This window comes from Aquabacterium sp. A7-Y (assembly GCF_026153205.1).
Classification (GTDB): domain Bacteria; phylum Pseudomonadota; class Gammaproteobacteria; order Burkholderiales; family Burkholderiaceae_C; genus Caldimonas.
The window spans coordinates 108,042-131,531 of record NZ_JAPFBW010000022.1; the positions used below are offsets into that span (position 1 = coordinate 108,042).

General features: G+C 69.4%; 25 protein-coding genes and 1 pseudogene. 19 read left to right on the forward strand and 7 right to left on the reverse strand.

The window, feature by feature from the left end:
- Nucleotides 1-83: 83 nt before the first annotated feature.
- Both glpK and OOT46_RS19735 read right to left on the reverse strand, forming a co-directional pair.
- Nucleotides 84-1,577, reverse strand: a complete 1,494-nt coding sequence (gene glpK, locus OOT46_RS19730; RefSeq protein ID WP_265405340.1) for a glycerol kinase GlpK — start codon at nt 1,575-1,577, stop codon at nt 84-86.
- Between the two features lie 19 nt (nt 1,578-1,596).
- Nucleotides 1,597-2,361 (reverse strand): DeoR/GlpR family DNA-binding transcription regulator, encoded by a 765-nt coding sequence (locus OOT46_RS19735; RefSeq protein WP_265405341.1) that lies wholly within the window; start codon nt 2,359-2,361, stop codon nt 1,597-1,599.
- 259 nt (nt 2,362-2,620) lie between these two features.
- Here OOT46_RS19735 and glpD point away from each other — a divergent pair, with 259 nt between their 5' ends.
- The 7 genes from glpD (at nt 2,621) to OOT46_RS19770 (ending at nt 10,362) form a co-directional block, all read left to right on the forward strand.
- Nucleotides 2,621-4,246 carry a glycerol-3-phosphate dehydrogenase gene (gene glpD / locus OOT46_RS19740; protein WP_416136226.1) on the forward strand — a complete coding sequence of 542 codons (1,626 nt, stop codon included), beginning with the start codon at nt 2,621-2,623 and terminating at the stop codon, nt 4,244-4,246.
- Nucleotides 4,247-4,276: 30 nt separating this feature from the next.
- Nucleotides 4,277-5,365 (forward strand): ABC transporter ATP-binding protein, encoded by a 1,089-nt coding sequence (locus OOT46_RS19745; RefSeq protein ID WP_265405342.1) that lies wholly within the window; start codon nt 4,277-4,279, stop codon nt 5,363-5,365.
- A gap of 1 nt (nt 5,366) precedes the next feature.
- Nucleotides 5,367-6,464, forward strand: a complete 1,098-nt coding sequence (locus OOT46_RS19750) for an ABC transporter ATP-binding protein (protein ID WP_265405343.1) — start codon at nt 5,367-5,369, stop codon at nt 6,462-6,464.
- Between the two features lie 31 nt (nt 6,465-6,495).
- Nucleotides 6,496-7,380 carry a carbohydrate ABC transporter permease gene (locus OOT46_RS19755; protein ID WP_265405344.1) on the forward strand — a complete coding sequence of 295 codons (885 nt, stop codon included), beginning with the start codon at nt 6,496-6,498 and terminating at the stop codon, nt 7,378-7,380.
- On the forward strand, nt 7,373-8,185 hold the full coding sequence (locus OOT46_RS19760) for a carbohydrate ABC transporter permease (RefSeq protein WP_265405345.1): 813 nt from the start codon (nt 7,373-7,375) through the stop codon (nt 8,183-8,185). Before OOT46_RS19755 ends, OOT46_RS19760 begins: the two co-directional genes overlap by 8 nt.
- A 31-nt stretch (nt 8,186-8,216) precedes the next feature.
- Entirely contained in the window at nt 8,217-8,525 is a 309-nt protein-coding gene (locus OOT46_RS19765) for a DUF2160 domain-containing protein (RefSeq protein ID WP_265405346.1), read from the forward strand.
- Between the two features lie 103 nt (nt 8,526-8,628).
- Complete coding sequence (locus OOT46_RS19770; protein ID WP_265405347.1) at nt 8,629-10,362, forward strand: ABC transporter substrate-binding protein; 1,734 nt, start codon at nt 8,629-8,631, stop codon at nt 10,360-10,362.
- A 111-nt stretch (nt 10,363-10,473) separates the two neighbouring features.
- On the opposite strand, the gene OOT46_RS19775 is transcribed toward OOT46_RS19770, so the two are convergent.
- Nucleotides 10,474-11,562, reverse strand: a complete 1,089-nt coding sequence (locus OOT46_RS19775; protein ID WP_265405348.1) for a GlxA family transcriptional regulator — start codon at nt 11,560-11,562, stop codon at nt 10,474-10,476.
- Nucleotides 11,563-11,588: 26 nt separating this feature from the next.
- Here OOT46_RS19775 and OOT46_RS19780 point away from each other — a divergent pair, with 26 nt between their 5' ends.
- Complete coding sequence (locus OOT46_RS19780; protein WP_265405349.1) at nt 11,589-12,053, forward strand: cupin domain-containing protein; 465 nt, start codon at nt 11,589-11,591, stop codon at nt 12,051-12,053.
- Between the two features lie 140 nt (nt 12,054-12,193).
- Nucleotides 12,194-12,439 (forward strand): hypothetical protein, encoded by a 246-nt coding sequence (locus tag OOT46_RS19785; protein ID WP_265405350.1) that lies wholly within the window; start codon nt 12,194-12,196, stop codon nt 12,437-12,439.
- 35 nt (nt 12,440-12,474) lie between these two features.
- On the opposite strand, the gene OOT46_RS19790 is transcribed toward OOT46_RS19785, so the two are convergent.
- Together OOT46_RS19790 and OOT46_RS19795 are read right to left on the reverse strand one after the other, a co-directional pair.
- Complete coding sequence (locus OOT46_RS19790; RefSeq protein WP_265405351.1) at nt 12,475-13,170, reverse strand: type 1 glutamine amidotransferase domain-containing protein; 696 nt, start codon at nt 13,168-13,170, stop codon at nt 12,475-12,477.
- Nucleotides 13,171-13,322: 152 nt separating this feature from the next.
- Nucleotides 13,323-13,892 carry a DNA-3-methyladenine glycosylase gene (locus OOT46_RS19795; protein WP_265405352.1) on the reverse strand — a complete coding sequence of 190 codons (570 nt, stop codon included), beginning with the start codon at nt 13,890-13,892 and terminating at the stop codon, nt 13,323-13,325.
- A gap of 58 nt (nt 13,893-13,950) precedes the next feature.
- On the opposite strand from OOT46_RS19795, the gene OOT46_RS19800 reads away from it, so the two are divergent.
- Nucleotides 13,951-14,271, forward strand: a complete 321-nt coding sequence (locus tag OOT46_RS19800) for a hypothetical protein (RefSeq protein WP_265405353.1) — start codon at nt 13,951-13,953, stop codon at nt 14,269-14,271.
- A 99-nt stretch (nt 14,272-14,370) separates the two neighbouring features.
- Nucleotides 14,371-14,712, forward strand: coding sequence for a hypothetical protein (locus tag OOT46_RS19805; protein ID WP_265405354.1), 342 nt, complete (start codon nt 14,371-14,373; stop codon nt 14,710-14,712).
- Between the two features lie 34 nt (nt 14,713-14,746).
- On the opposite strand, the gene OOT46_RS19810 is transcribed toward OOT46_RS19805, so the two are convergent.
- A complete protein-coding gene (locus OOT46_RS19810; RefSeq protein ID WP_265405355.1) occupies nt 14,747-14,923 on the reverse strand; it encodes a hypothetical protein in 177 nt (58 codons plus the stop codon).
- Nucleotides 14,924-15,180: 257 nt separating this feature from the next.
- Here OOT46_RS19810 and OOT46_RS19815 point away from each other — a divergent pair, with 257 nt between their 5' ends.
- The 7 genes from OOT46_RS19815 to OOT46_RS19845 all read left to right on the forward strand — a co-directional run bounded on the left by OOT46_RS19815 (nt 15,181) and on the right by OOT46_RS19845 (nt 21,669).
- The gene (locus OOT46_RS19815; protein WP_265405356.1) at nt 15,181-15,432 is read left to right on the forward strand and encodes a helix-turn-helix domain-containing protein; all 252 of its coding nucleotides are present in this window, start codon (nt 15,181-15,183) and stop codon (nt 15,430-15,432) included.
- Nucleotides 15,433-15,736: 304 nt separating this feature from the next.
- Complete coding sequence (locus tag OOT46_RS19820; protein WP_265405357.1) at nt 15,737-16,579, forward strand: intradiol ring-cleavage dioxygenase; 843 nt, start codon at nt 15,737-15,739, stop codon at nt 16,577-16,579.
- A gap of 80 nt (nt 16,580-16,659) precedes the next feature.
- Nucleotides 16,660-17,373, forward strand: coding sequence for a response regulator (locus OOT46_RS19825; RefSeq protein WP_265405358.1), 714 nt, complete (start codon nt 16,660-16,662; stop codon nt 17,371-17,373).
- 48 nt (nt 17,374-17,421) lie between these two features.
- Nucleotides 17,422-18,504, forward strand: a complete 1,083-nt coding sequence (locus OOT46_RS19830; protein ID WP_265405359.1) for an ATP-binding protein — start codon at nt 17,422-17,424, stop codon at nt 18,502-18,504.
- A gap of 79 nt (nt 18,505-18,583) precedes the next feature.
- Nucleotides 18,584-19,804, forward strand: coding sequence for an ATP-binding protein (locus tag OOT46_RS19835; RefSeq protein WP_265405360.1), 1,221 nt, complete (start codon nt 18,584-18,586; stop codon nt 19,802-19,804).
- Nucleotides 19,805-19,959: 155 nt separating this feature from the next.
- A complete protein-coding gene (locus OOT46_RS19840) occupies nt 19,960-20,187 on the forward strand; it encodes a hypothetical protein (protein ID WP_265405361.1) in 228 nt (75 codons plus the stop codon).
- Nucleotides 20,188-20,229: 42 nt separating this feature from the next.
- On the forward strand, nt 20,230-21,669 hold the full coding sequence (locus OOT46_RS19845) for a PLP-dependent aminotransferase family protein (RefSeq protein WP_265405362.1): 1,440 nt from the start codon (nt 20,230-20,232) through the stop codon (nt 21,667-21,669).
- Nucleotides 21,670-21,681: 12 nt separating this feature from the next.
- Here the strand turns inward: OOT46_RS19845 and OOT46_RS19850 are convergent, their stop codons facing one another.
- On the reverse strand, nt 21,682-22,197 hold the full coding sequence (locus OOT46_RS19850; protein WP_265405363.1) for a hypothetical protein: 516 nt from the start codon (nt 22,195-22,197) through the stop codon (nt 21,682-21,684).
- Nucleotides 22,198-22,527: 330 nt separating this feature from the next.
- Between OOT46_RS19850 and OOT46_RS19855 the strand changes: the two are divergent.
- A pseudogene (locus tag OOT46_RS19855) lies at nt 22,528-23,490 on the forward strand (ATP-dependent helicase); the annotation flags it as partial.

Genomic DNA, 23,490 nt, shown 5'->3' on the forward strand with positions numbered 1-23,490 from the left:
GATCTTCCTCTGAGCGATGGCTGCTCTTGTTCTTCTTCTCGATCTTCTTGTTCTGTTCTTTTCTCCCCGGCGCGCAGGCTGGCCTATTCCAGCGTGGTCTGCCGCACGGCATGCTCCCAGCGTTGCATCAAGTCCGCTGCGCGCGAGCGCGGCATCGTCGGCAGGAAACGCCGCTCGACCTGCCATTGCGCCGACAGCTCGTCCAGGCCCTTGTAGATGCCGCAGCTCAGGCCCGCGAGGTAGGCCGCACCCAGGGCGGTGGTCTCGATCACCTTGGGCCGAACCACCGGCACGCCCAGCAGGTCGGCCTGGAACTGCATCAGGAGGTTGTTGACGCAGGCGCCGCCGTCGACGCGCAGCTCGGCCACCGGCGTGCCGCCGGCAGCCTGTGCATCGCGGCTCATGGCCTGCAGCAGCGCGGCACTCTGGAAGGCGATGGACTCCAGCGCCGCGCGCGCGATGTGCGCCACCGTGCTGCCGCGCGTGAGCCCGACGATGGCGCCGCTGGACTTGGGCTTCCAGTAGGGCGCGCCCAGGCCGGTGAAGGCGGGCACGAACATCACGCCGCCCGAGTCGGGCACCGACTCGGCCAGGCCCTGTACCTCACCGGAGCCCTTGATGGCGCGCAAGCCGTCGCGCAGCCACTGCACCACGGCGCCGCCGATGAAGACGCTGCCTTCCTGCGCGTATTCCGGCTGGCCGGTGCACTGCGCCGCCGAGGTGGTGATGAGGCCGTTGGTGGACAGCTCGCCGCGCTCGCCAGTGTGCATGAGCATGAAGCAGCCGGTGCCGTAGGTGTTCTTGGCGAGGCCGGCGCGGAAGCAGGCCTGGCCGAACAGCGCACTCTGCTGGTCGCCGGCGATGCCGCCGATCTTCAGTGCATGGCCCAGCAGGGCCGCGTCGGTCTCGCCGTAGATGTGCGAGGAAGGGTGCACCTCGGGCAGCAGCGAACGCGGGATGCGCAGCGCCGCCAGCAGCTCCTCGTCCCACTCGTTGCGGTGGATGTTGAAGAGCATGGAGCGCGACGCGTTGGTGACGTCGGTGACGTGCAGGCGCCCGCCGGTGAGCTGCCAGACCAGCCAGGAATCGACCGTGCCGAAGGCCAGCTCACCGCGCTCGGCAGCGTGGCGCACGCCGGGCACGTTGTCGAGGATCCACTGGATCTTGGTGCCCGAGAAGTAGGCGTCGATCACCAGGCCGGTCTTCTCGCGCACCAGCGGTTCCAGGCCTTCCTCGCGCAGCCGCGTGCAGGCCGGCTCGGCACGCCGGTCCTGCCAGACGATGGCGTTGTAGACCGGCTCGCCGGTCTGGCGGTTCCAGACCAGCGTGGTCTCGCGCTGGTTGGTGATGCCCAGCGCTGCCATCTCGCGGGCCTGCAGGCCGGCCTTGGCGAGCACTTCGCGCGCGGTCGCGAGCTGGCTGCTCCAGATCTCGCGCGGGTCGTGTTCGACCCAGCCGGGCTGGGGGAAGATCTGGCGGAACTCGCGCTGCGCCATCGCAACGATGTTGCCTTCGGCGTCGAAGACGATGCTGCGGGAACTGGAGGTGCCCTGGTCGAGGGCGAGCAAATAGGTCATGGGGGCTCCCTGTGTCTGGTCAGGCCGCCACTTCGCACTGCACCCCGGCCTCGCTCAAGAGGCGGGGGTACGGCTCCGGCGGCGCGGCGTCGGTGAACAGCATGTCCAGCTCGCTCATGTGGCCCAGCTGCACCATCGCGGGACGGTTGAACTTGCTGTGGTCGGTGGCGAGCCACACCTCGCGCGAGTGCTCGATGATGGCCCGCGACACCTTCACCTCGCGGTAGTCGAAGTCGCGCAGGCTGCCGTCGGGCTCGATGCCCGAGATGCCGATCAGGCCGATGTCGACCTTGAACTGGCGGATGAAGTCGACCGTGGCCTCGCCGACGATGCCGCGGTCGCGCGAGCGCACCACACCGCCGGCCACGATCACCTCGCAGTCGGGGTTGTCGCTCAGGATGGCCGCGACATTGAGGTTGTTGGTGATCACTCGCAGTCCGCGGTGGCGCATCAGCTCGTGCGCGACCGCCTCGGTGGTGGTGCCGATGTTGAGGATCAGCGAGCAGCCGTCCGGCACCGACTTCGCGACCGCGCGGGCGATGCGCTGCTTGGCGTCGGCGTTGAGGTTCTGGCGCTGCCGGTAGGCGATGTTCTCGACCGTCGAGCTGGGCACCCGCACGCCGCCGTGGAAGCGCGCCAGCAATCCGGCCTCGGCGAGCATCTTCACGTCGCGCCGCACCGTCTGCAAGGTCACCCCGAAACGCTCCGCCAGCGCCTCCACCGACAAGGCGCCGTTGGCGCGCACTTCTTCCAGGAGCTGGGCTTGGCGGGGATTGGGCGTCATGGTGATGCGCGGGTCTTGTAAAAAGAAGAGGGCGGGACTGCGCGAATTTTCGTGTTCGACGCCGCGAACCTTAAGCGAAGCGATCCGAAAACGAATTAGGGTAAGCGATGCATTGCTTTCTTTTCGCTTGTTGGGTAAAACGAAAAAAGAAGGACGCAAACGAACAAAACCGAACACGGCGCGCCGACCCCTGGGAGGGGTGGCAGGAGCGCCGGGCCGGCCCGGCTGCGTCCCCCCTCGACATCAAAGGAGACACGAGGTGACCGAGCCTCTCCTGGCGCACCTTGACCGCCACACCGCCTCCGCCGGCCCTGCCGGCGGAGGCGCCTATGCCCGTGAGATCAGCTGCGACGTGCTGGTGGTGGGCGGTGGCATCAACGGCGCCGGCATCGCGCGTGACCTGGCGGGCCGCGGCCTGCGTGTGGTGATGTGCGAAAAGGACGACCTGGCGCAGCACACGTCCTCGTGTTCCACCAAGCTGATCCACGGGGGCCTGCGCTACCTCGAGTACTACGAATTTTCGCTGGTGCGCAAGGCCTTGATCGAGCGCGAGGTGCTGCTCAGGAGCGCGCCGCACATCATGTGGCCGCTGCGTTTCGTGATGCCGCACGATCCCTCGATGCGCCCGGCCTGGATGCTGCGGGCCGGCCTGTTCCTCTACGACCACCTGGCCAAGCGCGAAGTGCTGCCCGCCTCGACCGCGGTGGATCTGCGCCACCACGAGGCCGGCCAGCCGCTCAAGCCGGTCTACAGCAAGGCTTTTGTCTATTCGGACGGGTGGGTCGACGATGCGCGCCTGGTGGTGCTCAACGCGCTCGACGCGCAAAAGCGCGGCGCACGCATCTACACCCGCACCCGCTGCGTCGAGGCGCAGCGCAGCGCCTCCGGCTGGAAGACCCTGCTGCAAGGCCAGGACGGCGAGACCCTGACGGTCTCGGCGCGCGCCCTGGTCAACGCCGCCGGCCCCTGGGCCGGGCAGTTCCTGCGCGAGCATGCGCACCAGCGCGACACCAAGGGCCTGCGCCTGGTCAAGGGCAGCCACATCGTGGTGAAGAAGATGTTCGACCATCCGATGGCCTACATCTTCCAGAACCCCGACAAGCGCATCATCTTCGCGATCCCCTACGAGGGCGACTACACCCTGATCGGCACCACCGACGTGGAGCACAAGGGCGCCATCGGCGAGGCGCGCATCGACGCGACCGAGATCACCTATCTCTGCGAACAGGCCAGCCGCTACTTCGCGCAAGCGGTGACGCCGGCCGATGTGGTCTGGAGCTACGCCGGCGTGCGCCCGCTGCTCGACGATGCCTCGGGCGACCCCTCGGCCGTGACGCGCGACTACCTGCTCGAACTCGACACCGCCGAGGCCCCGCTGCTGTCGGTCTGGGGCGGCAAGATCACCACCTTCCGCAAGCTCGCCGAGGAGGCTGCCGACGTGCTGTGCCCGGCGCTGCGGCATGCGGCGCCGGCCTGGACGTCGGGACAGTTCCTGCCCGGCGGCGACCTGAGCGGCTACATCGGCGCGCCACAGCGCCCCGACACCGACTTCGAGCGCTTCGACCAGGCGCTGGCCGACCGCCACCCCTGGCTGCCGCCGGCTCTGCGCCGGCGCCTGGCGCGCAACTACGGCAGCCGCGTCGAGATCCTGCTGGGCCGGGCCGCCAGCCTGGAGGACCTGGGCGAGGAGATCGCGCCCAACCTGCGCACCGCCGAGCTGAGCTACCTGTGCAACCACGAGTGGGCCACCTGCGCTGCCGACGTGCTGTGGCGCCGCACCAAGCTCGGGCTGCACCTGACGCCCGAGCAGCGCCACGCGGTGGCGATGTGGTTCGAGCGCGGCTCGGCGTCGACCGAACCCGCCACGCTGGCGTCCACCCGCTGACGGAAGACAAGAGATGAAGATGGAGAGAACATGCAACTGATGCTCGAACGCATCGAGAAGCAGGTGGGGGCCCAGACCCACCTGTACCCGATGGACATGGCCTTGCAGCCAGGCGCCGTCACGGTGCTGCTCGGCGCCACCCAGGCCGGCAAGACCAGCCTGATGCGCCTGATGGCGGGACTGGACACACCCAGCAAGGGCACCGTGCGCGTCGACGGCCAAGACGTCACCGGCATGCCAGTGCGCCAGCGCAATGTTGCGATGGTCTACCAGCAGTTCATCAACTACCCGTCGATGAAGGTGTACGACAACATCGCCTCGCCGCTGAAGCTGCGCGGCGCCTCCAATGTGGAAGCACGGGTGCGCGAGCTGGCCGACAAACTGCACATCGCCCAGTTTCTCAACCGCCTGCCGGCCGAGCTGTCGGGCGGCCAGCAGCAGCGTGTCGCGCTGGCCCGCGCGCTGGCCAAGCAGGCGCCCCTGATGCTGCTCGACGAGCCGCTGGTCAACCTCGACTACAAGCTGCGCGAGGAACTGCGAGAGGAGCTGTCGCAGCTGTTCGCCACCGGTGATTCGACGGTGGTCTACGCGACCACCGAGCCGACCGAGGCGCTGCTGCTGGGCGGCTACACCGCGGTGATGGACGCCGGCGAACTGCTGCAGTACGGCCCCACGGCGGAGGTCTTCCACCGCCCGCAGTCCATCCGTGTCGCGCGTGCCTTCAGCGACCCGCCGATGAACCTGCTGCCCGGCGAGGCCGCCACGCTCGGAGTGCAACTGCCCGCCGGCGTGCAGGTGAACGTGCCGCTGCCCGCTTCGGGCTCGCGCAGCGTGACCCTGGGCGTGCGCGCCAGCGCCTTGCGCGTCCAGGCGCGTGAAGGCGACGTGGCCCTGTCCGGCAAGGTCGAGCTGGCCGAGATCTCGGGCTCCGACACCTTCGTGCACGTGGACACGCCGGTCGGCGAGCTGGTGGCCCAGCTGACCGGGGTGCACTACTTCGACCTCGGCGCCTCGCTGACCCTCTATCTGCACCCCAGCCAGGTGTATGTGTTCGACCAGAACGGCCGCTTGATGGTTGCGCCCACGCGCCCTCAGCAGCCGACTGCAGGAGCCCGCTGACATGGCACGCATCGACCTCGACCTGGCGCACGCCTACCGCCCCAACCCTCAGCGCGACGAGGACTACGCACTGCTGCCGCTGAAGATGAGCTTCCGCGACGGCGGTGCCTATGCCTTGCTGGGCCCCTCGGGCTGCGGCAAGACCACGCTGCTGAACATCATCTCCGGCCTGCTGCAGCCCTCGCACGGCACGGTGAAGTTCGATGGCCGCGACGTGACCCGCCTGAGCCCGCAGGAGCGCAACATCGCCCAGGTGTTCCAGTTCCCGGTCATCTACGACACGATGACGGTGGCCGAGAACCTCGCCTTCCCGCTGCGCAACCGCAAGGTGCCCGAGGCGAAGATCCGCGAGCGGGTCGGCAAGATTGCCGAGATGCTGGAGATGAGCGGCCAGCTCAACCAGCGCGCCGCCGGCCTGTCGGCCGACGCCAAGCAGAAGATCTCGCTGGGCCGCGGCCTGGTGCGCGAGGACGTCTCGGCGGTGCTGTTCGACGAGCCGCTGACCGTGATCGATCCTCACCTGAAGTGGCAGCTGCGGCGCAAGCTCAAGCAGATCCACCACGAGCTCAAGCTGACCCTGGTCTACGTGACGCACGACCAGGTCGAGGCGCTCACCTTCGCCGACGAGGTGGTCGTGATGACGCGCGGCCGGGCGGTGCAGGTGGGCTCGGCCGACCAGCTCTTCGAGCGGCCCGAGCACACCTTCGTCGGCAACTTCATCGGTTCGCCGGGCATGAACTTCCTCAAGGGCCGCTTCACCGAGGGCCGCCTGCACGTCGGCTCGCGGCAGCTGGCCGTGCCGGCCGAGAAGGCGGCGCTGCTGCAACAGGCGGCCGACGTCACGCTCGGCGTGCGCCCCGAGTACGTGGCGCCGGCCCAGGCCGAGGCCGCCGACGCGCTGCCGGTGCAAGTGACCCAGGTGCAGGACATCGGCACCCACTGGCTGGTCACCGGCCGGGTGGGGCAGGGCGAGGGCGCTTCGCTGCTCAAGGCCCGGCTGAGCCCGGAGCTGGGCGCGCCCAATGTCGGCGACACCGTGTGGTGGTCGGTGGTGGGCTCGCACACCTGCTTCTACAAGAACGAGGAACGTATCGCATGAGCGCCGAGCGCCCCGCGACGGAGACGACCCTATGAAACCCGTGAATCAGAAAGCGTGGCTGCTGGTGCTGCCCGTGTTCATCTGCGTGGCCTTCTCGGCCATCCTGCCGCTGATGACCGTCGTGAACTATTCGGTGCAGGACATCATCTCGCCCGAGCGGCGCGTGTTCGTCGGTACCGAGTGGTTCGCGATGGTGATGCGCGACGAGGAGCTGCACGCGGCGCTGCTGCGCCAGCTGACCTTCTCGCTGGCGGTGCTGGCCGTCGAACTGCCGCTCGGCGTCCTGCTGGCGCTGTCCATGCCCTCGCAGGGCTGGAAGTCCTCGGCGGTGCTGGTGCTGGTTGCGCTGTCGCTGCTGATCCCCTGGAACGTGGTCGGCACGATCTGGCAGATCTACGGCCGCACCGACATCGGGCTGCTGGGCTACGTGCTGCAGCAGATCGGCATCGACTACAGCTACACCGGCGACGCCACCCATGCCTGGATCACCGTGCTGATCATGGACGTGTGGCACTGGACCCCGCTGGTGGCGCTGCTCGCCTATGCCGGCCTGCGCTCCATCCCCGACGCCTACTACCAGGCGGCGCGCATCGACGGAGCGTCCAAGCTGGCGGTGTTCCGCTACATCCAGCTGCCCAAGATGCGCGGCGTGCTGATGATCGCGGTGCTGCTGCGTTTCATGGACAGCTTCATGATCTACACCGAGCCCTTCGTGCTCACCGGCGGCGGCCCCGGCAATGCCACCACCTTCCTCAGCCAGTACCTGACGCAGAAAGCGGTCGGCCAGTTCGACCTCGGCCCTGCGGCGGCCTTCTCGCTGATCTATTTCCTCATCATTCTGCTGGTGTCCTTCATCCTCTACACCTGGATGCAGCGTATCGGCACCGTCGACAAATCGGAGGGTGCTCATGGTTGAGAAGCGCTTCCAGAAGAGGACCCTGTTCCTCTTCGCCTACCTGCTGTTCGCGATCCTGCCCATCTACTGGATGGTGAACATGTCGTTCAAGACCAACACCGAGATCCTGGGCGGGTTCTCGCTGTGGCCGAGCGAGTTCACGTTCGCGAACTACCGGACCATCCTGACCGACCCGTCCTGGTACGATGGCTACATCAACTCGCTGATCTATGTGGCGATCAACACGGTGATCTCGATCACCGTCGCGCTGCCGGCCGCCTATGCCTTCTCGCGCTACCGCTTCCTGGGTGACCACCAGGTGTTCTTCTGGCTGCTGACCAACCGCATGACGCCGCCCGCGGTGTTCCTGCTGCCCTTCTTCCAGCTGTACACGACCTTGAACCTGATGGACACCCACCTCGCCGTGGCGCTGGCCCACCTGGTGTTCAACGTGCCGCTGGCGGTGTGGATCCTGGAGGGCTTCATGAGCGGCATCCCTCGCGAGATCGACGAGACGGCCTACATCGACGGCTATTCCTTCCCGGCCTTCTTCTTCAAGATCTTCCTGCCGCTGATCAAGGCGGGCGTCGGGGTCGCGGCCTTCTTCTGCTTCATGTTCAGCTGGGTGGAGCTGCTGCTGGCCCGCACGCTGACCAGCGTGAACGCCAAGCCCATCGTCGCGACGATGACGCGCACGGTGTCGGCCTCGGGCATGGACTGGGCGCTGCTGGCCGCGGCCGGTGTGCTGACCATCGTGCCCGGCGCGATCGTGATCTGGTTCGTGCGTCACTACATCGCGAAGGGCTTCGCGATGGGTCGCGTCTGATGTAGTGCGTAATCCACGAAGGAGCGTATAGATGTTTGCCTGGATGGTGTGGACCTTGCCGGTCGCCGTATTCTTCAGCTGCATCGTGCTGATGCTGATCGGCATGACGGTGTGGGAACTGAAGTCGCCGACCGAGCCGCGCAAGGGATGGCTGCCGATGGAGACGACCCGGGGTGATCGCCTGTTCATCGGCCTGCTCACCGCGGCCTATGTGAACCTGGTGTGGGTCGGGCTGGGCGAGAAGATGGTGAGCTGGTTCTCGCTGGAGCAGGAGCCTAGCGTGTGGATCAGCTTTGTCCTCTCGATGGCCCTGCTGGCGTTGATCATGCGCAAGGGCTGAAAGCCGCGGCGCGGCGAACATGAACAAGTTGGAATTCGGGCCGGTGCTTCCCGCGGCCTGTGTTCTTGTAAGACCCGGGAAGCAGACCAATGAGGAGACCTACATGAAGCAGCGCTTGAGTGCGGTGGCCTTTGCCGCAGCCGCCCTGGCCATCGGGCACAGTGCCTGGGCCGGCGAGCCCGAGGCGAAGAAGTGGATCGATGCCGAGTTCCAGCCGTCCACCCTCAGCAAGGAGCAGCAGCAGGCCGAGATGAAGTGGTTCATCGAAGCCGCGAAAAAGCTGCAGGCCCAGGGTGTCAAGGAAATCTCGGTGGTCTCCGAGACGATCACCACGCACGAGTACGAAGCCAAGACGCTGGCCAAGGCCTTCACCGAGATCACCGGGATCAAGGTCAAGCACGACCTGATCCAGGAAGGCGACGTGGTCGAGAAGCTGCAGACCTCGATGCAGTCGGGCAAGTCCATCTACGACGGCTGGATCTCTGACTCCGACCTGATCGGCACGCACTACCGCTACGGCAAGATCCTGCCGCTGACCGACTACATGGCTGGCGCCGGCAAGGACTACACCAACCCCGGGCTGGACCTGAAGGACTTCATCGGCACCAGCTTCACCACCGGTCCCGACAAGAAGTTGTACCAGCTGCCCGACCAGCAGTTTGCCAACCTCTACTGGTTCCGCGCCGACCTGTTCGCGCGCCAGGACCTGAAGGACAAGTTCAAGGCCAAGTACGGCTACGAGCTGGGCGTGCCGCTGAACTGGAGCGCCTACGAGGACATCGCCGAGTTCTTCACCAACGACGTGAAGCAGATCGACGGCAAGCCGATCTACGGCCACATGGACTACGGCAAGAAGGACCCCTCGCTGGGCTGGCGCTTCACCGACGCCTGGCTGTCGATGGCCGGTACCGCGGACAAGGGCATCCCGAACGGCATGCCGGTGGACGAGTGGGGCATCCGCGTCGCGGCCGACAAGTGCACCCCGGTGGGCGCGTCGGTCGAACGGGGCGGCGCGACCAACTCGCCGGCCGCCGTCTATGCGCTGACCAAGTACATCGACTGGATGAAGAAGTACGCACCGAAGGAAGCCATGGGCATGACCTTCGGTGAAGCCGGCCCGGTGCCGGCCCAGGGCCAGATCGCGCAGCAGATCTTCTGGTACACCGCCTTCACCGCCGACATGACCAAGGCCGGCCTGCCGGTGGTCAACGCCGACGGCACGCCCAAGTGGCGCATGGCGCCCGGCCCCAACGGCCCGTACTGGAAGGCCGGCATGCAGAACGGCTACCAGGACGTCGGCTCCTGGTCCTTCTTCAAGGACCATGACGCGGGTCGTACCGCGGCGGCCTGGCTGTACGCCCAGTTCGTGACCAGCAAGACCGTCTCGCTGAAGAAGTCCATCACCGGTCTGACCTTCATCCGCGACAGCGACATCCGCCACGACTACTTCACCAAAAACGCGGCGAAGTACGGCGGCCTGGTCGAGTTCTACCGCAGCCCGGCGCGCGTGGCCTGGACGCCGACCGGTACCAACGTGCCCGACTACCCCAAGCTGGCCCAGCTGTGGTGGAAGAACGTCGCGACCGCGGTGACCGGCGAGAAGACCCCGCAGGCTGCGATGGACAACCTGGCCAACGAGATGGACCAGGTGATGGCCCGCCTCGAGCGCGCCGGCATGAACGCCTGCGCGCCCAAGCTGAACCCGAAGGGCGATCCCGCGAAGTACCTGAGCGACAAGGGCGCGCCCTGGAAGAAGCTGGCGAACGAGAAGCCGAAGGGCGAGACCATCGCCTACGACACGCTGCTGCAGGCGTGGAAAAACGGCAAGGTGCGCTGAGCGAGCGAAGCTTGCCTCCACGGCCTCGGGCACCGGGTGGACCCCGGGCCCGCGGTTCACGGACGCCCGCGGGGTTTGCCCCCGCGGGCGTTTTTCATGGTCTGTATCGCATCAGCGTGACGGACGCAGCCGTCCGGGCGCAGTCCTGAGCACCTTGCTGGTGAGCCGGTGCAGGCCCGAGGGGTCGGTGTAGCCGACCTGGGCCGCGACCTCGGCCAGCGGCAGACGGGTGGTCTCGATCAAATGCCGGGCGCGGCGCAGGCGTACCGCCTGGATCAGCACCAGCGGCGTCTGGCCGGTGGCGCGCTGCACGCGGCGCGCCAGGGTTCGCTCGGAGACATGCAGCTGCGCCGCGAGTTCGGCCAGGCCCGGCGCATCGGGCAGGCGGGCTTCGACGATGGCCTCGATGCGGCCGACGATGCCGTCCTGCACCGCCAGCTGGCTCCACACGGCGTAGGTCGATTGCGAGGGGCGGCTGTCGAGCAGCAGGTAGCGCATCACGCGCTCGGCCACGCGATGGCCCATGCAGCGTCCGAGCAACAGCAACATCAGGTCCATCTGGGCCATCGCGGCGCCAGCGCTGATCAGGCGCTCGTCTTCGACCACCATGCGCGTCGCGTCGACCCGGCACTGCGGATAGCGCGCCTGCAGCAGCCCCGCGATGGCCCAGTGGGTGGTGGCGGTGCGGCCATCCAGCAGGCCGGCCTCGCCCATCAGCAGCACCGAGGAGCAGGACGCGGCCAGCACCTGGCCGCGGGCATGGTGGGCCTGCATCAGTGCGGCGAGGCAACGGGCGTCGGGACGGCCGATGCGCTCGACCAGGTAGCCGTGCATGTCCGGGCGGCGGGCCCCGCGCGTGGGCTCGGGCGGAAGCAGCTGCAGCCCGGGCACGACGAGTACCGAGCGGCCCAGCCGCAGACGCGGCGACAGCGGCTCGGCGGCGAGCGACAGGCCGTGGCCCAGCGGCACGCTGGCGCTGCTGCCGACCACACGCCAGGACAGCTCGCGCTGGCCGGCCTGGGCGGCCATCCGGTTGGCCGCGGCCAAGGTGTCCAAGGTGATCGCGAGCGAGGCCGGGAGCACACCTTCGAGTGCGGCGATGGTCAGGTCGGGCATGGCAGGAAAGGCAATGAAGTGGTCGATCCAGACAATAGCCGAGATCAGCCCGGACTGCTGGAATGCGAAGCCGAGGGCTTGCATGGTGCAGCCCGCAACCGGAGAGTCGCATGTCCTTCGTCCAGCATGCCCAGCGTTTCAGCGTCGCCAGCGTCGGCGGATTCGAGGCGCTGCTGCAGCACCGCTACACCCACCCGGCCATCGGCCGTCCCACGCCGGGTAAGCTGTTCCTGCGCGAGGCGATGCGCCTGACCGGGCTCGAGATCTCGCTGAACCGGCTGCCGGCGCGCGCCGCGGTGCCCTTCATGCACAGCCACCGGGTCAACGAAGAGGTTTACATCGTGATCGCCGGCGAAGGCGAGTTCCAGGTCGACGACGAGATCTTCCGCGTGCGGGCCGGCACCGTCGTGCGGGTCGACCCGGCGGCGGCGCGCGCCTGGCGCACCACCGGCAGCGAGCCGCTCGACTACATCGTCATCCAGGCGCCGGCCGGGGGCTATGCCGGTGCCGGTGCGATCGATGACGGTGTGATGGTGGACCGCCGGCCGGCCTGGGCCGCCGGCGTGCCGGCTTGACCGGCATGCGCCGGCATGAGTGCATAGCCGGCCTGCATAGACCTCGGGGCGGGAGGGGATGTGGGCCCGCGTCGCAGAATGACCGGACGCGGCCTCGGCGCCGTCGTTTTCTGTTCGGTTTTTTCATGACGGGAGACGCCATGGACAAGAAGCTACACCTGCTGGAGACCTTCACTGCCGTGGGCAGCGACGGCACCCGCTACAAGGTGCTCGGCTATGAGCACCTCGCGCGCGATCCCAGCCTGGGCGACACCCAGGACCGCTGGGAGCCCACCGGGATGGCGGAGTACAAGCTGGCCTCGGGCGAGCATGTCGACCTGCTGCCCGACGGTGCCTTGCTCGTGCCGTCCACCGGCCTCAGGCTGGAGCGCCGGCCGGGGGCCTGAGCCGGCGAAGCCGCCGCGGGCGGCCTCGCCGCGTTTCAGTCGGCCAGCTCGCCCCGGCCCAGCGCCTCCAGCAGGGCCCGCGCGGCCGGCTCCGACGAGGCCGGGTTCTGGCCCGTGATGAGCAGTCCGTCGATGACGACATGCGGCTGCCAGTCGGGCGCCTGGCTGTAGTTGCCGCCCAGGCGGCGCAACTCGTCCTCGACCAGGAAGGGCACGACCTTCGTCAGGCCGGCGGCCTCTTCCTCGCTGTTCGTGAAGCCGGTCACCGCCTTGCCCTGCACCAGCGGCGCGCCACCGGGCGTGCGAGCCCGGCGCAGCACGGCCGGGCCGTGGCAGACGGCCGCCACCGGCCGGCCTGCGGCGTAGAGTGTCTCGATCGCGGCGATCGAGGCCGGGTCCTCGGCCAGGTCCCACAGCGGGCCGTGTCCGCCGGGGTAGAAGACCGCGTCGTACTCCTGCACCGGCACGCTGGCCAGCGCCATCGTGTTTGCCAGTGCCCGCTGCGCGTCGTCGTCCCCGCGGAAGCGCCGGGTCGCCTCGGTCTGGGCGTCCGGGGCGTCGCTCTTGGGGTCCAGCGGCGGTTGCCCGCCCCGCGGCGAAGCCAGCGTGATGGCGGCCCCCGCGTCCTTGAAGACATAGTAGGGCGCCGCGAACTCTTCGAGCCAGAAGCCGGTCGGCTTGCCGCTGTCGCCGAGCCGGTCGTGGGAGGTCAGGACCATCAGGATCTTCATGCCTTGCCTTTCTGTCTGTCCGTCATGCGGGGCGGTCGCCGGTCGACCAGGGGGAGTCACCCGCGCCGGTCCACCTTAGCGGAGACTGCCCCGCGCACCGTAGCAAATGGCAGAGGCCCTGCCTGTCCCAGGGGAGCGCGGCACGGGCCGTTTCAGCGAAAGGGGCGGCTCAGGAAACGCGAGCCCGCTGCGCCGAACCGCCAGGGCACGTCGACTGCCTTCGAAATGCCGATGCGGGGCCCGGCGACCACCGGGAGCGTTTCGGTGGGCAGCACCAGCGAAAAGGGCGGCATCTCCAGCGACCGACCGTCGAGGGCGCGGCTCACACCCAGCGCCTGGCACAGCCGGCCGGGGCCCGCGCACAGCAGGCGGGCATCTTCCAGTCCGCGGCGCCGGCGCATCAGATCGAGCCCGGCGGTCGGCTCGAGCGCGCGGATCAACACGCCGGCGCCGTGGCCCGCCTCGCGGCAGACGAAGTTCAGGCACCAGTGGATGCCGTAGGAGCGGTAGACATAGGCATGCGCCGGCGGTCCGAACATCGAGGCGTTGCGCTCGGTCCGGCCGCCGAAGGTGTGCGAAGCCGGGTCCTCGCCGTCATAGGCCTCGGTCTCGACGATACGCCCGCCGATGCCGTCGACCAGCAGGGTCGCGCCGATCAGGGCGCGCGCGACGGCGGGGGAGGGGGCGGAGAAGACATCGTGCAGGCGAGGTGCAAGGCTCATCGGGCGAGCTTAACGTCCCCGTGCGCAAGACCGCTTCGGCTTGCGGTACAACCTGCACATGTCAGATGAATACCAGATCGAGATCCCGCCCTCCTTCTACGCGCTCTACAGCGATGCCCGGCGGCGGCTCACCGAACCCCTCGCGGTGGTGCGCGCGCGCTATGAGATCTGCGAGGACCTCGCCCACCACCTGGTGGAGCATGGCAAGACCCTGCTGTTCAGCGTGCACATCAACGAGGACGAGGTGCTGCGCCGCATTTACCTCGGGCTGCAGAGGCCCGAGTCCGGCGTCTCGGCGCCCGAGGCCGTGTGGATCATCCGCCGTCTCGCCGAGCTGCTGGGTTGGGAGGCGCCGCACTTCGACGACGGCGCGGGCTGAGCGCCGGCACGGGAACGGCGCTTGCACCGCCTGCTCCGCGAGACCTGAAGCCACCCTCCGAGCCCGGCGGGGCGGGTCGCCCCATCGATGGAGAACCCTATGTCACATGAAGTGGTACGCACCTACGACCGTCTCGGCGATGCCGAGCAGGCGCGCCTGACCCTGCTGAGCTCGGGCTTCGATGCCGACAGCGTGCACCTCAGCTCCACCGTCGACGAGGCGGGACCGGTCGAGGGCAATTTCCTGGTCGGCAACGGCCGGCGCAGCAGTGGCCGAGCCGATGCCTATGATCGCAACTACGCCCAGGTCGCGCACCGGGGCAGTGTGCTGCTGACCGTCGACGCCGAGGACGGCGAGCAGCAGCGGCGCGCCGCCGGCATCCTGGACGCCTCTGGCGCCTTCGATGTGCATCGCGCCGACTCGTCCGCCCGCAGGACCTGAAACATGCGCCGCCCGGGCTGAAACGCTTGGGGTTTCAGGGCGCCGGCGCCGTGCCCCCGGAGGGCAGGCGCGCGAGCGTGATGGCCCGCTCCGGGCAGGCCTGCACGCCGAGCCGGCAGGTCCGGCAGGTCCGGCAGGCCGTGGGGTCGGCGAGCAGCGCCTGCTGCCAGTTGTGCAGGGACCCTTTGAGGCACCCGCTGGGTGCTTGCACTCCGGCGAGTCTGTCATCAGGGTGTTTCCCGCGCCCGAGGAGGCACGAGAGCCCGCCATGATGTCACGGCTCTGCCGCGGCCCGGCGGCAGAGCCTCTGCTGCAAGTCATGCCATTGCCGTCGACAGCCGGTTCGGGTCTTTCATAATGCCTCGGAGGGCCGGGGGTTCACGGCGGAGGATCGGTCGGGCAGGAGCCGGGCTCGCATCGTCTTGTTCCACACCGCACCACACCACATCACCGTCGCCGAGGCACGCCGTGATCCGCTTCAAGCTGGGTGAACAGATCGAGAAAAAACAGTTCCAGGAGGGGCGCCACGTGACGGTCCAGGAGGTGGCCGTCGGCTCGGGCGTCAACCGGATGACCTTGTCCAAGATCCTCAACCAGCGCGGCTACAGCACCGGCACCGACATCGTCGACAAGCTGTGCCGCTACTTCAGCTGCCCGGTGGAGGACCTGATCGAACACCTGCCGGACGGCCCTGCCGATCACCCGGCCGACGCCCGCTGACTGCAGCGAGGACTGGCGACTTGCCATGCGCGCATCGCGGCAATGCGGCGCGACTTCCTGCATCAGCGCACCACGGAGCACCGCAACGCGGCAAGGAACATTCTGGCGAGAGCGCACGCGATGCTCGCCGAAGCAGCTCCGCCGGGCGGATGCCTCGCGCCGACCGCGGGACACGCGGGGACCCATGCCTGTGGGGCTGGCGCTGCGCGCCGGCCATTGTGTCGAGGCCGACACGAAGTGGCCAAACGGCGGACAAGCTGGGGTGCTTGAATCGTCATCCCCGATGACTCATTTGGAGGATGGCATGCACGATCACGATGCGGGCCTGGCGCACGACCTGCGCCACCTGATGGCTGGCGCGGCCGACCGCCGCCGCGCGCTGCGCTGGCTCACCGGCGCAAGCACATTGACACTGTTGGGCTGTGGCGGCGGCGCGGACGAGGGCAGCAGCGCCGCCGCGGCCACGGAGGGTGCCAGCGCGCGCCGCCGGGCCTCGTCCTGCCGCAGCATTCCGGACGAAACCGCCGGCCCCTATCCCGCCGACGGCTCCAACCACAGCGGCGGCGCGATCGCCAACGCACTGGCGCTGAGTGGCATCGTACGCCGCGACATCCGCAGCAGCATCGCCGGCGCCACCGGCACCGCCGAGGGCGTGCCCTTGACGGTCGAGTTGCAACTGGTCGATGCCAGGCGGTCCTGCGCCCCGCTCCAGGGCCACGCCGTCTACCTCTGGCAATGCACCCGCGAGGGCGACTACTCGATGTATTCCCCCAGTGTCGCGGACCAGAATTTCCTGCGCGGCGTGCAGGAGAGCGACAGCGACGGGCGTCTGAGCTTCGTGACGGTGTTTCCAGGCTGTTATGAAGGCCGCATGCCGCACCTGCATGTCGAACTCTATGCGTCGGCCAACTCGGCCACCGCCTTTTCAAACAAGCTCAGGACCTCGCAACTGGCGCTGCCTGTGGAGGTGTGCCGCGAGGTGTATGCAAGCTCCCCCGGCTACGAGTCCAGCGTCGCCCGTTTGAGACGTATCAGCTTCGAGCGCGACAGCGCCTTCCGGGACGGTGTGTCGCTGCAGCTCGCGAGCGTCACCGGCAATCCGGCAACCGGCTATGTGGCCCGGCTCAAGGTGGGCCTGGCCGGATGAGCCGGGCGGGCGCTGACGTACAGTGGCGCTCTCGCGCAGGCCGCCCGGGGCGGAGCGCCTGCCTCTGCAAGGAGCGGTGGATGATTCGATGCCTGGTGGTCGACGACGATGTGCAGATCCGCACCAGCGTGCAGGACTACCTGAAGGACTTCGGTATGAGCGTGACCCCCGCGGCCAGTGCCGCCGCGATGCGGCAGGCGGTGGTCGCGGGGGCCTACGACGTCGTGGTGCTCGACCTGATGCTGCCCGACGGCCACGGGCTCGCGCTGTGCCAGTGGGTGCAGCAGGAGGTGCAGTTGCCGGTCATCGTGCTGACCGCGCAGGGCGATGCGGCCAGCCGGGTGGTGGGGCTGGAGATGGGCGCCGACGACTACATCGGCAAGCCCTTCGAACCGCGCGAGCTGGTGGCGCGCATCAAGGCGGTGCTGCGGCGCTCCGGCTTGGCGTGCGAAGGCGGCGCCGCCACGCGCGGGGCCCGGGCCATGGCCCGCTTCGACGGCTGGTGTTTCGACCGGCTGCGGCGCGAGTTGCTGTCGCCGCGCCAGGTGCTGGTGGCGCTGTCGAATGCCGAGTACCGGTTGCTGTCGGCCTTCGTCGATCATCCGCGCCGCGTGCTCAGCCGCGACCAGCTGATCGAGCTGACGCGGGCGCCGGGCGTGGAGGTCAACGACCGCAGCGTCGACCTCGCGGTGTCGCGGCTGAGGCAGAAGCTCGACGACGCGCCGCGCGAACCGCGCCTGATCCGCACCCTGCGCGGTGAAGGTTATCTCTTCGACCCCAAGGAGCTGCGATGAGGGCCTGGTGGCGGGACACGCTGTTCAAGCGCCTGTTCCTGCTGATGGGTGGCCCTGGTGGTGAGCAACATGGTGGCCTGGGGTGCCGTGCAGGCCGGCCTCCGCTGGCGCGGTGAGTCGCACCCGGCGGTGCTGCCGCCCCTGCCGTCCCTGCCGCCGCTGCCCGGGCTGCAGGCCCGTGAGCCGGAGCGTCGGCTGGTGCCGCGCGGGGCGGAGCCCGGCATGTCGTCGCCGGCTGCCTCGGTCCGCCGTCGCACGATGCCTGCCGGTCCGCTGCTGGGGGACTATGCGATCCGCATCCTGCTCATCGGCGTGGCAGCCTGGTGGGGCGCCCGCTGGCTGTCGGCACCGATGCGCGGGCTGGTCGGCGCCTCCCGGTCGCTTGGCATTGCGCTGGGGCGGGGCGAGGCGATGCCGCGGCTCGACGAGGCGCGGGGCACGCTGGAGGTGCGCGAGACGGCGCGCGTGTTCAACGAGATGGCCGACCGGCTGCACGAACAGTTCAGGGCGCGCGAGCTGCTGATCGCCGCGCTTTCGCACGATCTGCGCACGCCGCTCACGCGCATGCGCCTGCGCATGGAAGGCCTGGCCGGCGAGCCCGCGGCCGAGCGCTGCATCGACGACATCCGCGAGATGGGCCAGCTGATCGAGGCCTCGCTGGAAGTGTTCCGAGGCGCCGGCGTGCCGGAGCCGGCGCGCAGCACCGACATCGCGGCGCTGGTGCAGTCGCTCGTTGACGACCTCGCGGAGCAGGGCCAGCCGGTCGGCTTCGCGGGAAATTCGGCAGCGGTGGCGAGCGTGCCGCCCGCGGCGCTCCGGCGGGTGGTCTCCAACCTGGTGGGCAATGCGCTTCGCTACGGCGAGCGAGCACAGGTCGGCGTGGTATCCCGGGCCGGCTGGGTCACCATCTCCGTGGACGACCGCGGTCCTGGCATCCCGCCCGACCGGCTGGAGGCGGTGTTCCAGCCCTTCTACCGGCTGGAAGGATCCCGCAATAGGGATACCGGTGGCATGGGACTCGGCCTCTATATCGCACGCGATCTCACCACCCGTTGCGGCGGCACGCTCAGCTTGAGCAACCGCCTGGAAGGAGGCTTGCGCGCCGAGGTGGTGCTACCGGCCGACGTCTGACCGAGGGGCGCGGGGGCATACGGCGGGACCCTGTCACCTCAGCCGTTTGACGAAGAGGCCGCGAAGCTCCATAAAGTGCATGACTTATGTACACGAGTCGATGCACATGCACTTTGCGCGCCCCGAGCTCGCCAGCGAGCTGGCCCGTCAGCTGCGCGGCGAGGCCGCCTTCGGCGGACTGCAGAACGGCCTGTTCCTGATAGCCCCGCGCGGCACCGGCACCTCCAGCTTTCTGCGCCTGGACCTGGAGCCGGAGTTGGCGCGCTCGCGCGCGGTCGTCGTCTATGTCGACCTCGGCGCCGACCGGCGGCGCGACCCCGCCGAGCTATTGGTCGATGCGGTGGGCCGCGCGCTCGCATCACAACTGCGTGGCCTCTCGGCCACCATCCCGAAGGCGCGGCTCGCGGCACTGGGCGGCGCCCTGTGGCCGGCGCTGGAGGCGGGCCGCACCGGGGCCCCCGAAGGCACCACGCTGACCGATGCGCTGTGCGCGCTGCAGGAGATCTGCGCGCGCCCGGTGGCCCTGATCGTCGACGACGCCGAGCACGCGCTGACCAGCGAGGCCGGCGAACGGGCGATGGCGGCGCTCAAGCAAGCCTGCGTGCAGCTCAACGCCGGCGCCCACGTGAACCTGCTTCTGGTGATGTCCGGCTCGCATCGGGACAAGTTGTTGCGCCTGCTCGACGCGAGCGGCGCACCCTTTCGCGGCTCCACCATCCACAGCCTGCCCAAGCTGGGTGTCGCCTATGTCGAGTACGTGGTGCGCCTGATCGAGACGCGCCGGCCCGAGCTGCGCCCGGTGAACCGCCAGGCCCTGGCCGAGGCCTTCCGGGCCTTCCGGCAGCGCCCGGCGCCGTTTTTCGTGGCCGTGGGCAACGCGCTCAACCCGATGAACGACAGCGGCCAGCGCTTCGAGCTGCAGGTGCAGGCGGCGGCGGTGCGTTGCCAGGCGGCCGAGGCCGACGAGCGCGAAACGCGCTACCTGGCCTTGCGCCCTCTGGAGCAGGCGGTGCTGTGGCGGCTGCTGGAGCAGGGGCGGCGCTTCAAGATCGACGATGCGGAGTCGCAGGCTTTCTGGGCCACGCAATGCCCCTGGCTCCCGGTCACCGCCGTCGAGGTGCATGCCGCCCTGGAGCGCCTGCGCGAACGTGAGCCGCCGCTGGTGTGGCGCTCCGCCCGCGGCGAGTACGCGGTCGAGGACGCGGCCATGCTGGTCTGGTACCAGGAGCGCGTGCGCGCCGGGCAGTGGCCGCCGGTCGCTCCGCGCTTCGGCACGCCGGCCGCTGTGCGGGCCTCCTGAGCCCTCGTCGCGCAGCGGGTCCGGCGCAGCCCGGGGCCGCCGCTGTATCTGTCTCGGCATTGACACAGTAGGAGCACAGCAGTGCCCGACTGTGCCTTCGCAGGCGACACGCCAGCGCCTATCTTCAAAGCTCCAGACGTAGGAGGAGTACCCGCATGACCGCCCGCCCCACACCTGCTTCCCCCACCCGCTCCTTGAGCAGCGCCGCCGCCGGCTTGTCGTCACCCGGCTGGGCACGCCGACTCGCCGGCGCGATATCGCAGGCCGGCCTGAGCCCGGAGGAGCGCTATCTGCGCAAGGCCAGCGACCTCGCGGACCTGGAGCGCCGGCTGCGCTGGCTGGAACAGAGCGCTCCGATAGCGCTCGACCCGACGGTGCGCTGAGCCACAATCGGCGCAGTCCCGTCACCCCGCCGTCGCGCCGACATGCTCTTGCTGGACCGCCATTCCGCCCTGCCCCTGGCCGAACAGATCGAAACCGGCCTGCGCGGCCTGATTGCCGCCGGGCAGCTGGCGCCGGGCGCCAAACTCAGCTCGATCCGCCAGCTGGCCGCGCAGCTGGCGGTCAGCCCGAACACGGTGGTAAACGCCTATGACCGCCTGGTTGCCGATGGTCTGATCGACGCGCGCGGCACCGCCGGCTATTTCGTCTCTGAGGCGGTCCGCTCGCTGGTGGACGACAGCCTGCTCGAAGCCGGCGACGAGCACGATCCGGTCTGGCTGGCCCAGCAGGCGCACGACCAGCCGGCCGGCCTGCTGCTGGCCAGCAGCGGCGCGCTGCCCGTGACCTGGCTGGAAGAGGCGTTGCCCGCCGCGCTGGTCCACCGGGCGCTGCTGAAGTGCCCGGGCGGCATGGCGGCTCGCTGCCCGCCCCAGGGTCTGCCGACGCTGCGCGAGCGGCTGGCCACGCTGATGCGCAGCCAGGGCATCGCCGTGGACGCGAGTCGGGTGCTGACCACCCAGGGCAGCACCCACGCGATCGACCTGATCTGCCGCAGCCTGCTGCAGCCCGGCGACGCGGTGATCGTCGAGGACCCGGGCTACCACCTGTTGTTCGGGCGCCTGCGCCAGGCGCGTGTGCACATCGTGCCGGTCGCGCGGCGCCCCGACGGCCTGGACCTCGATCAGCTGGAGGCGGCTTGCATCCGGCACCGGCCACGCCTGATTTTCGTGCAGAGCGTGCTGCACAACCCCACCGGCTGGGGCTGCAGCGCCGCCAACCTGCATCGCCTGCTGATGCTGGCCGAGCGCCACCAGGTGCTGATCGCCGAGGACGATGTGCACGGCCACCTGCATCCCGGGCAGCCGACGCGGCTGGCGCAGATGGGCGGGCTCTCGCGCGTCATCTACTACTCCAGCTTCTGCAAGGTGCTGAGCCCGGCGCTGCGTCTGGGTTATCTCGCCGCCGATCCGGATCTGCTCAAGCCACTGCTGCGCGAGAAGATGTACTCGGTGCTGACCACGCCGGCGCTCAACGAGCATGTGCTGCTGGAGGTGCTGTCCACCGGACGCTTCCGCAAGCATGTCGAGCGCCTGCAGCAACGCCTGGGTGTTGCCCGCGTCGCCGCGGCGCGGCTGCTGCAGCAGGCCGGCATCGTGGTCGAGCACGGCGCCGACGGCGGCTTGTGGCTGTGGGGACGCGCGCCTGGGGCGCTGGACCTGGACCTGCTGGCCAAGGACGCCTACCGCAACGGCATCCTGCTGGCCGGCGGCGCCACCTTCCGTGCCGAAGCGGCGACGGCCGACACCCACCTGCGCTTCAATGTGATCTACAGCCAGCATGTGCGGCTGGCTGACTATCTCTCGAAGCGCCTGCATGCGGTCGCGCAGGCCAGTGCGACGATGACGCGGCTGGCCTCGGCCTGAGGGCCGCTGCGTTCAGTGCGGCTCGCCGCTGGCGTGGCTGGACTGCCCGGTTCCGCCGGTCCCTCCGCCGCCGCCCGAGGTCCCGGTGCGCAACAGCTTCAGTACCGCGCGCGAGGTCCGCGGCGTGCCGGTCGCGGCGTCGCCCGGCAGGCTCACCAGGTGGAGCTCGCTGATCTCGGGCAGGTCCGGGATCAGGACTTCGAGCAGCACCTCGGGGCGAGGCTGTGGCGCGTGCCCCGGGGCCGGACCGGGCGGCCAGGGCGACGGGACGGCGGCCAGCGGGTCGGCCATCAGGCGACGGTAATAGAGGCCATCGCCGGCGTCGCGCGCCTCGATGCAGAAGCTGCCTTGTGCGCCGGCCTGCGGGCCGTCGGGCAGCGGATCGGACGGCGGCAGCGTCATGAGCGGCACACGCTGCTCGCGCACCACCCGCCATCCCTCACCATCCCAGCCCAGCATCACGCGGCGGGCCGGGCCTCGCCAGGCGGGTTGCGAGACGGGGCCTGCGGTCGTTTCCTCGGATGACATGGGCCTTCTCCTTGTTGAAGAGCATGGGCCGCACTGCCGCATGGCGATGGATCGACGGCAACCCCCACCCCGTTCGGTTCAGGCATGCGGCGGCACGCTGGTCCTTGTTTGTGTTGGTGCAGGTCTGCCGCGCGAACGGCCGACCTGTCGCTAGTGCAAGCGGCCCCGCGCAGGGGCCCGCTTGGTGCTCCTCACCATCGGCCAGGCCTACAGCCTGTGCCATCCCGATAAATCCCGATGCATCAAGTTGCAGGCGCAGGCGGGCGCCTTGACGAGCAGTTCTGTGACGTCCGGGGCATTCCGGCCGGCGTGCCTGCAACAATCGCCGCCATGTCCGACCCGAGCGATGCCACGCCCACCCCCGCCGTCCCGCGGCTGTGGCCGCCTTCCGCGTCGGCGCATTTCCGGCCCCGCCTCACCTTGCAGACGCTGACCCGCGGCGACGGCCTGCTCGGGCTGCGCCCGGCCGGACCCTTCGGGCCGCGCGGCGACACCGTCACGGTGGTCCGCGTCGACTGGACGTACCGGGGCGAGGACGGCTGGAGCTGGGACACGCCGGCGCCGCGCTCCATCCTCAACACCCGGCCTGCGGCGCTGCAGCGGGTCACGGCGCACGACGGCCGGCAACGGCTGCTGCAGCGCCGGCTCGGCGAAGAAGCGGACGCGATGGACCGGCTCTGGGCCTTGGGCCTGGTCCCGGTGCCCGACGAGGCCTTGCAGTGGCGCACGCCCGAGGCCGCCGAGGGTCACCGGCAGCTCTGGACCCTGGTGCAGGAAGAGTTTTTCGGGGACTTCTGGGCCGAGCAGGTGCCGGCGCTGCGCGAGGCGGGCTGGTCGGTCGTGGTGCGCCCCGGCTTCGTGCACGAGAGCGTGCCGGTCGACGCCTGGCGGCTGGTGATCGATGCCGACACCGGCGAGGTGCTGGGCAAGGAGGTCGCCGGCGAGCTGCAGCGCCGCCGCCCGCCCGTGTCGGCCCTGCGCCTGCCAGGGCGCGAGGGCTCCTGGCTCATCACCCTGGGGATCGAGGTCGAGGGCGAGCGCCTGGACCTGGCGCCGCTGCTGGCCGACCTGCTCAAGCGCGATGCACGCTGGCTCGACGCACGCAAGATCGCAGCCATCGACGACGCGTCCCTGGTGCTGCTGCGTGCCCCGGGCGGGCGGCGCATCGAGTCGCCGGCGGCGCCGCTGAAGGCCATCGTGGGGGCGATGGTCGAGCTGCTGACCGATCCGCTGCGGCGCGAGGGGCCGCTGCGCCTGTCGCCCTGGGACGCGCACCGGCTGGAAGACCTGCGG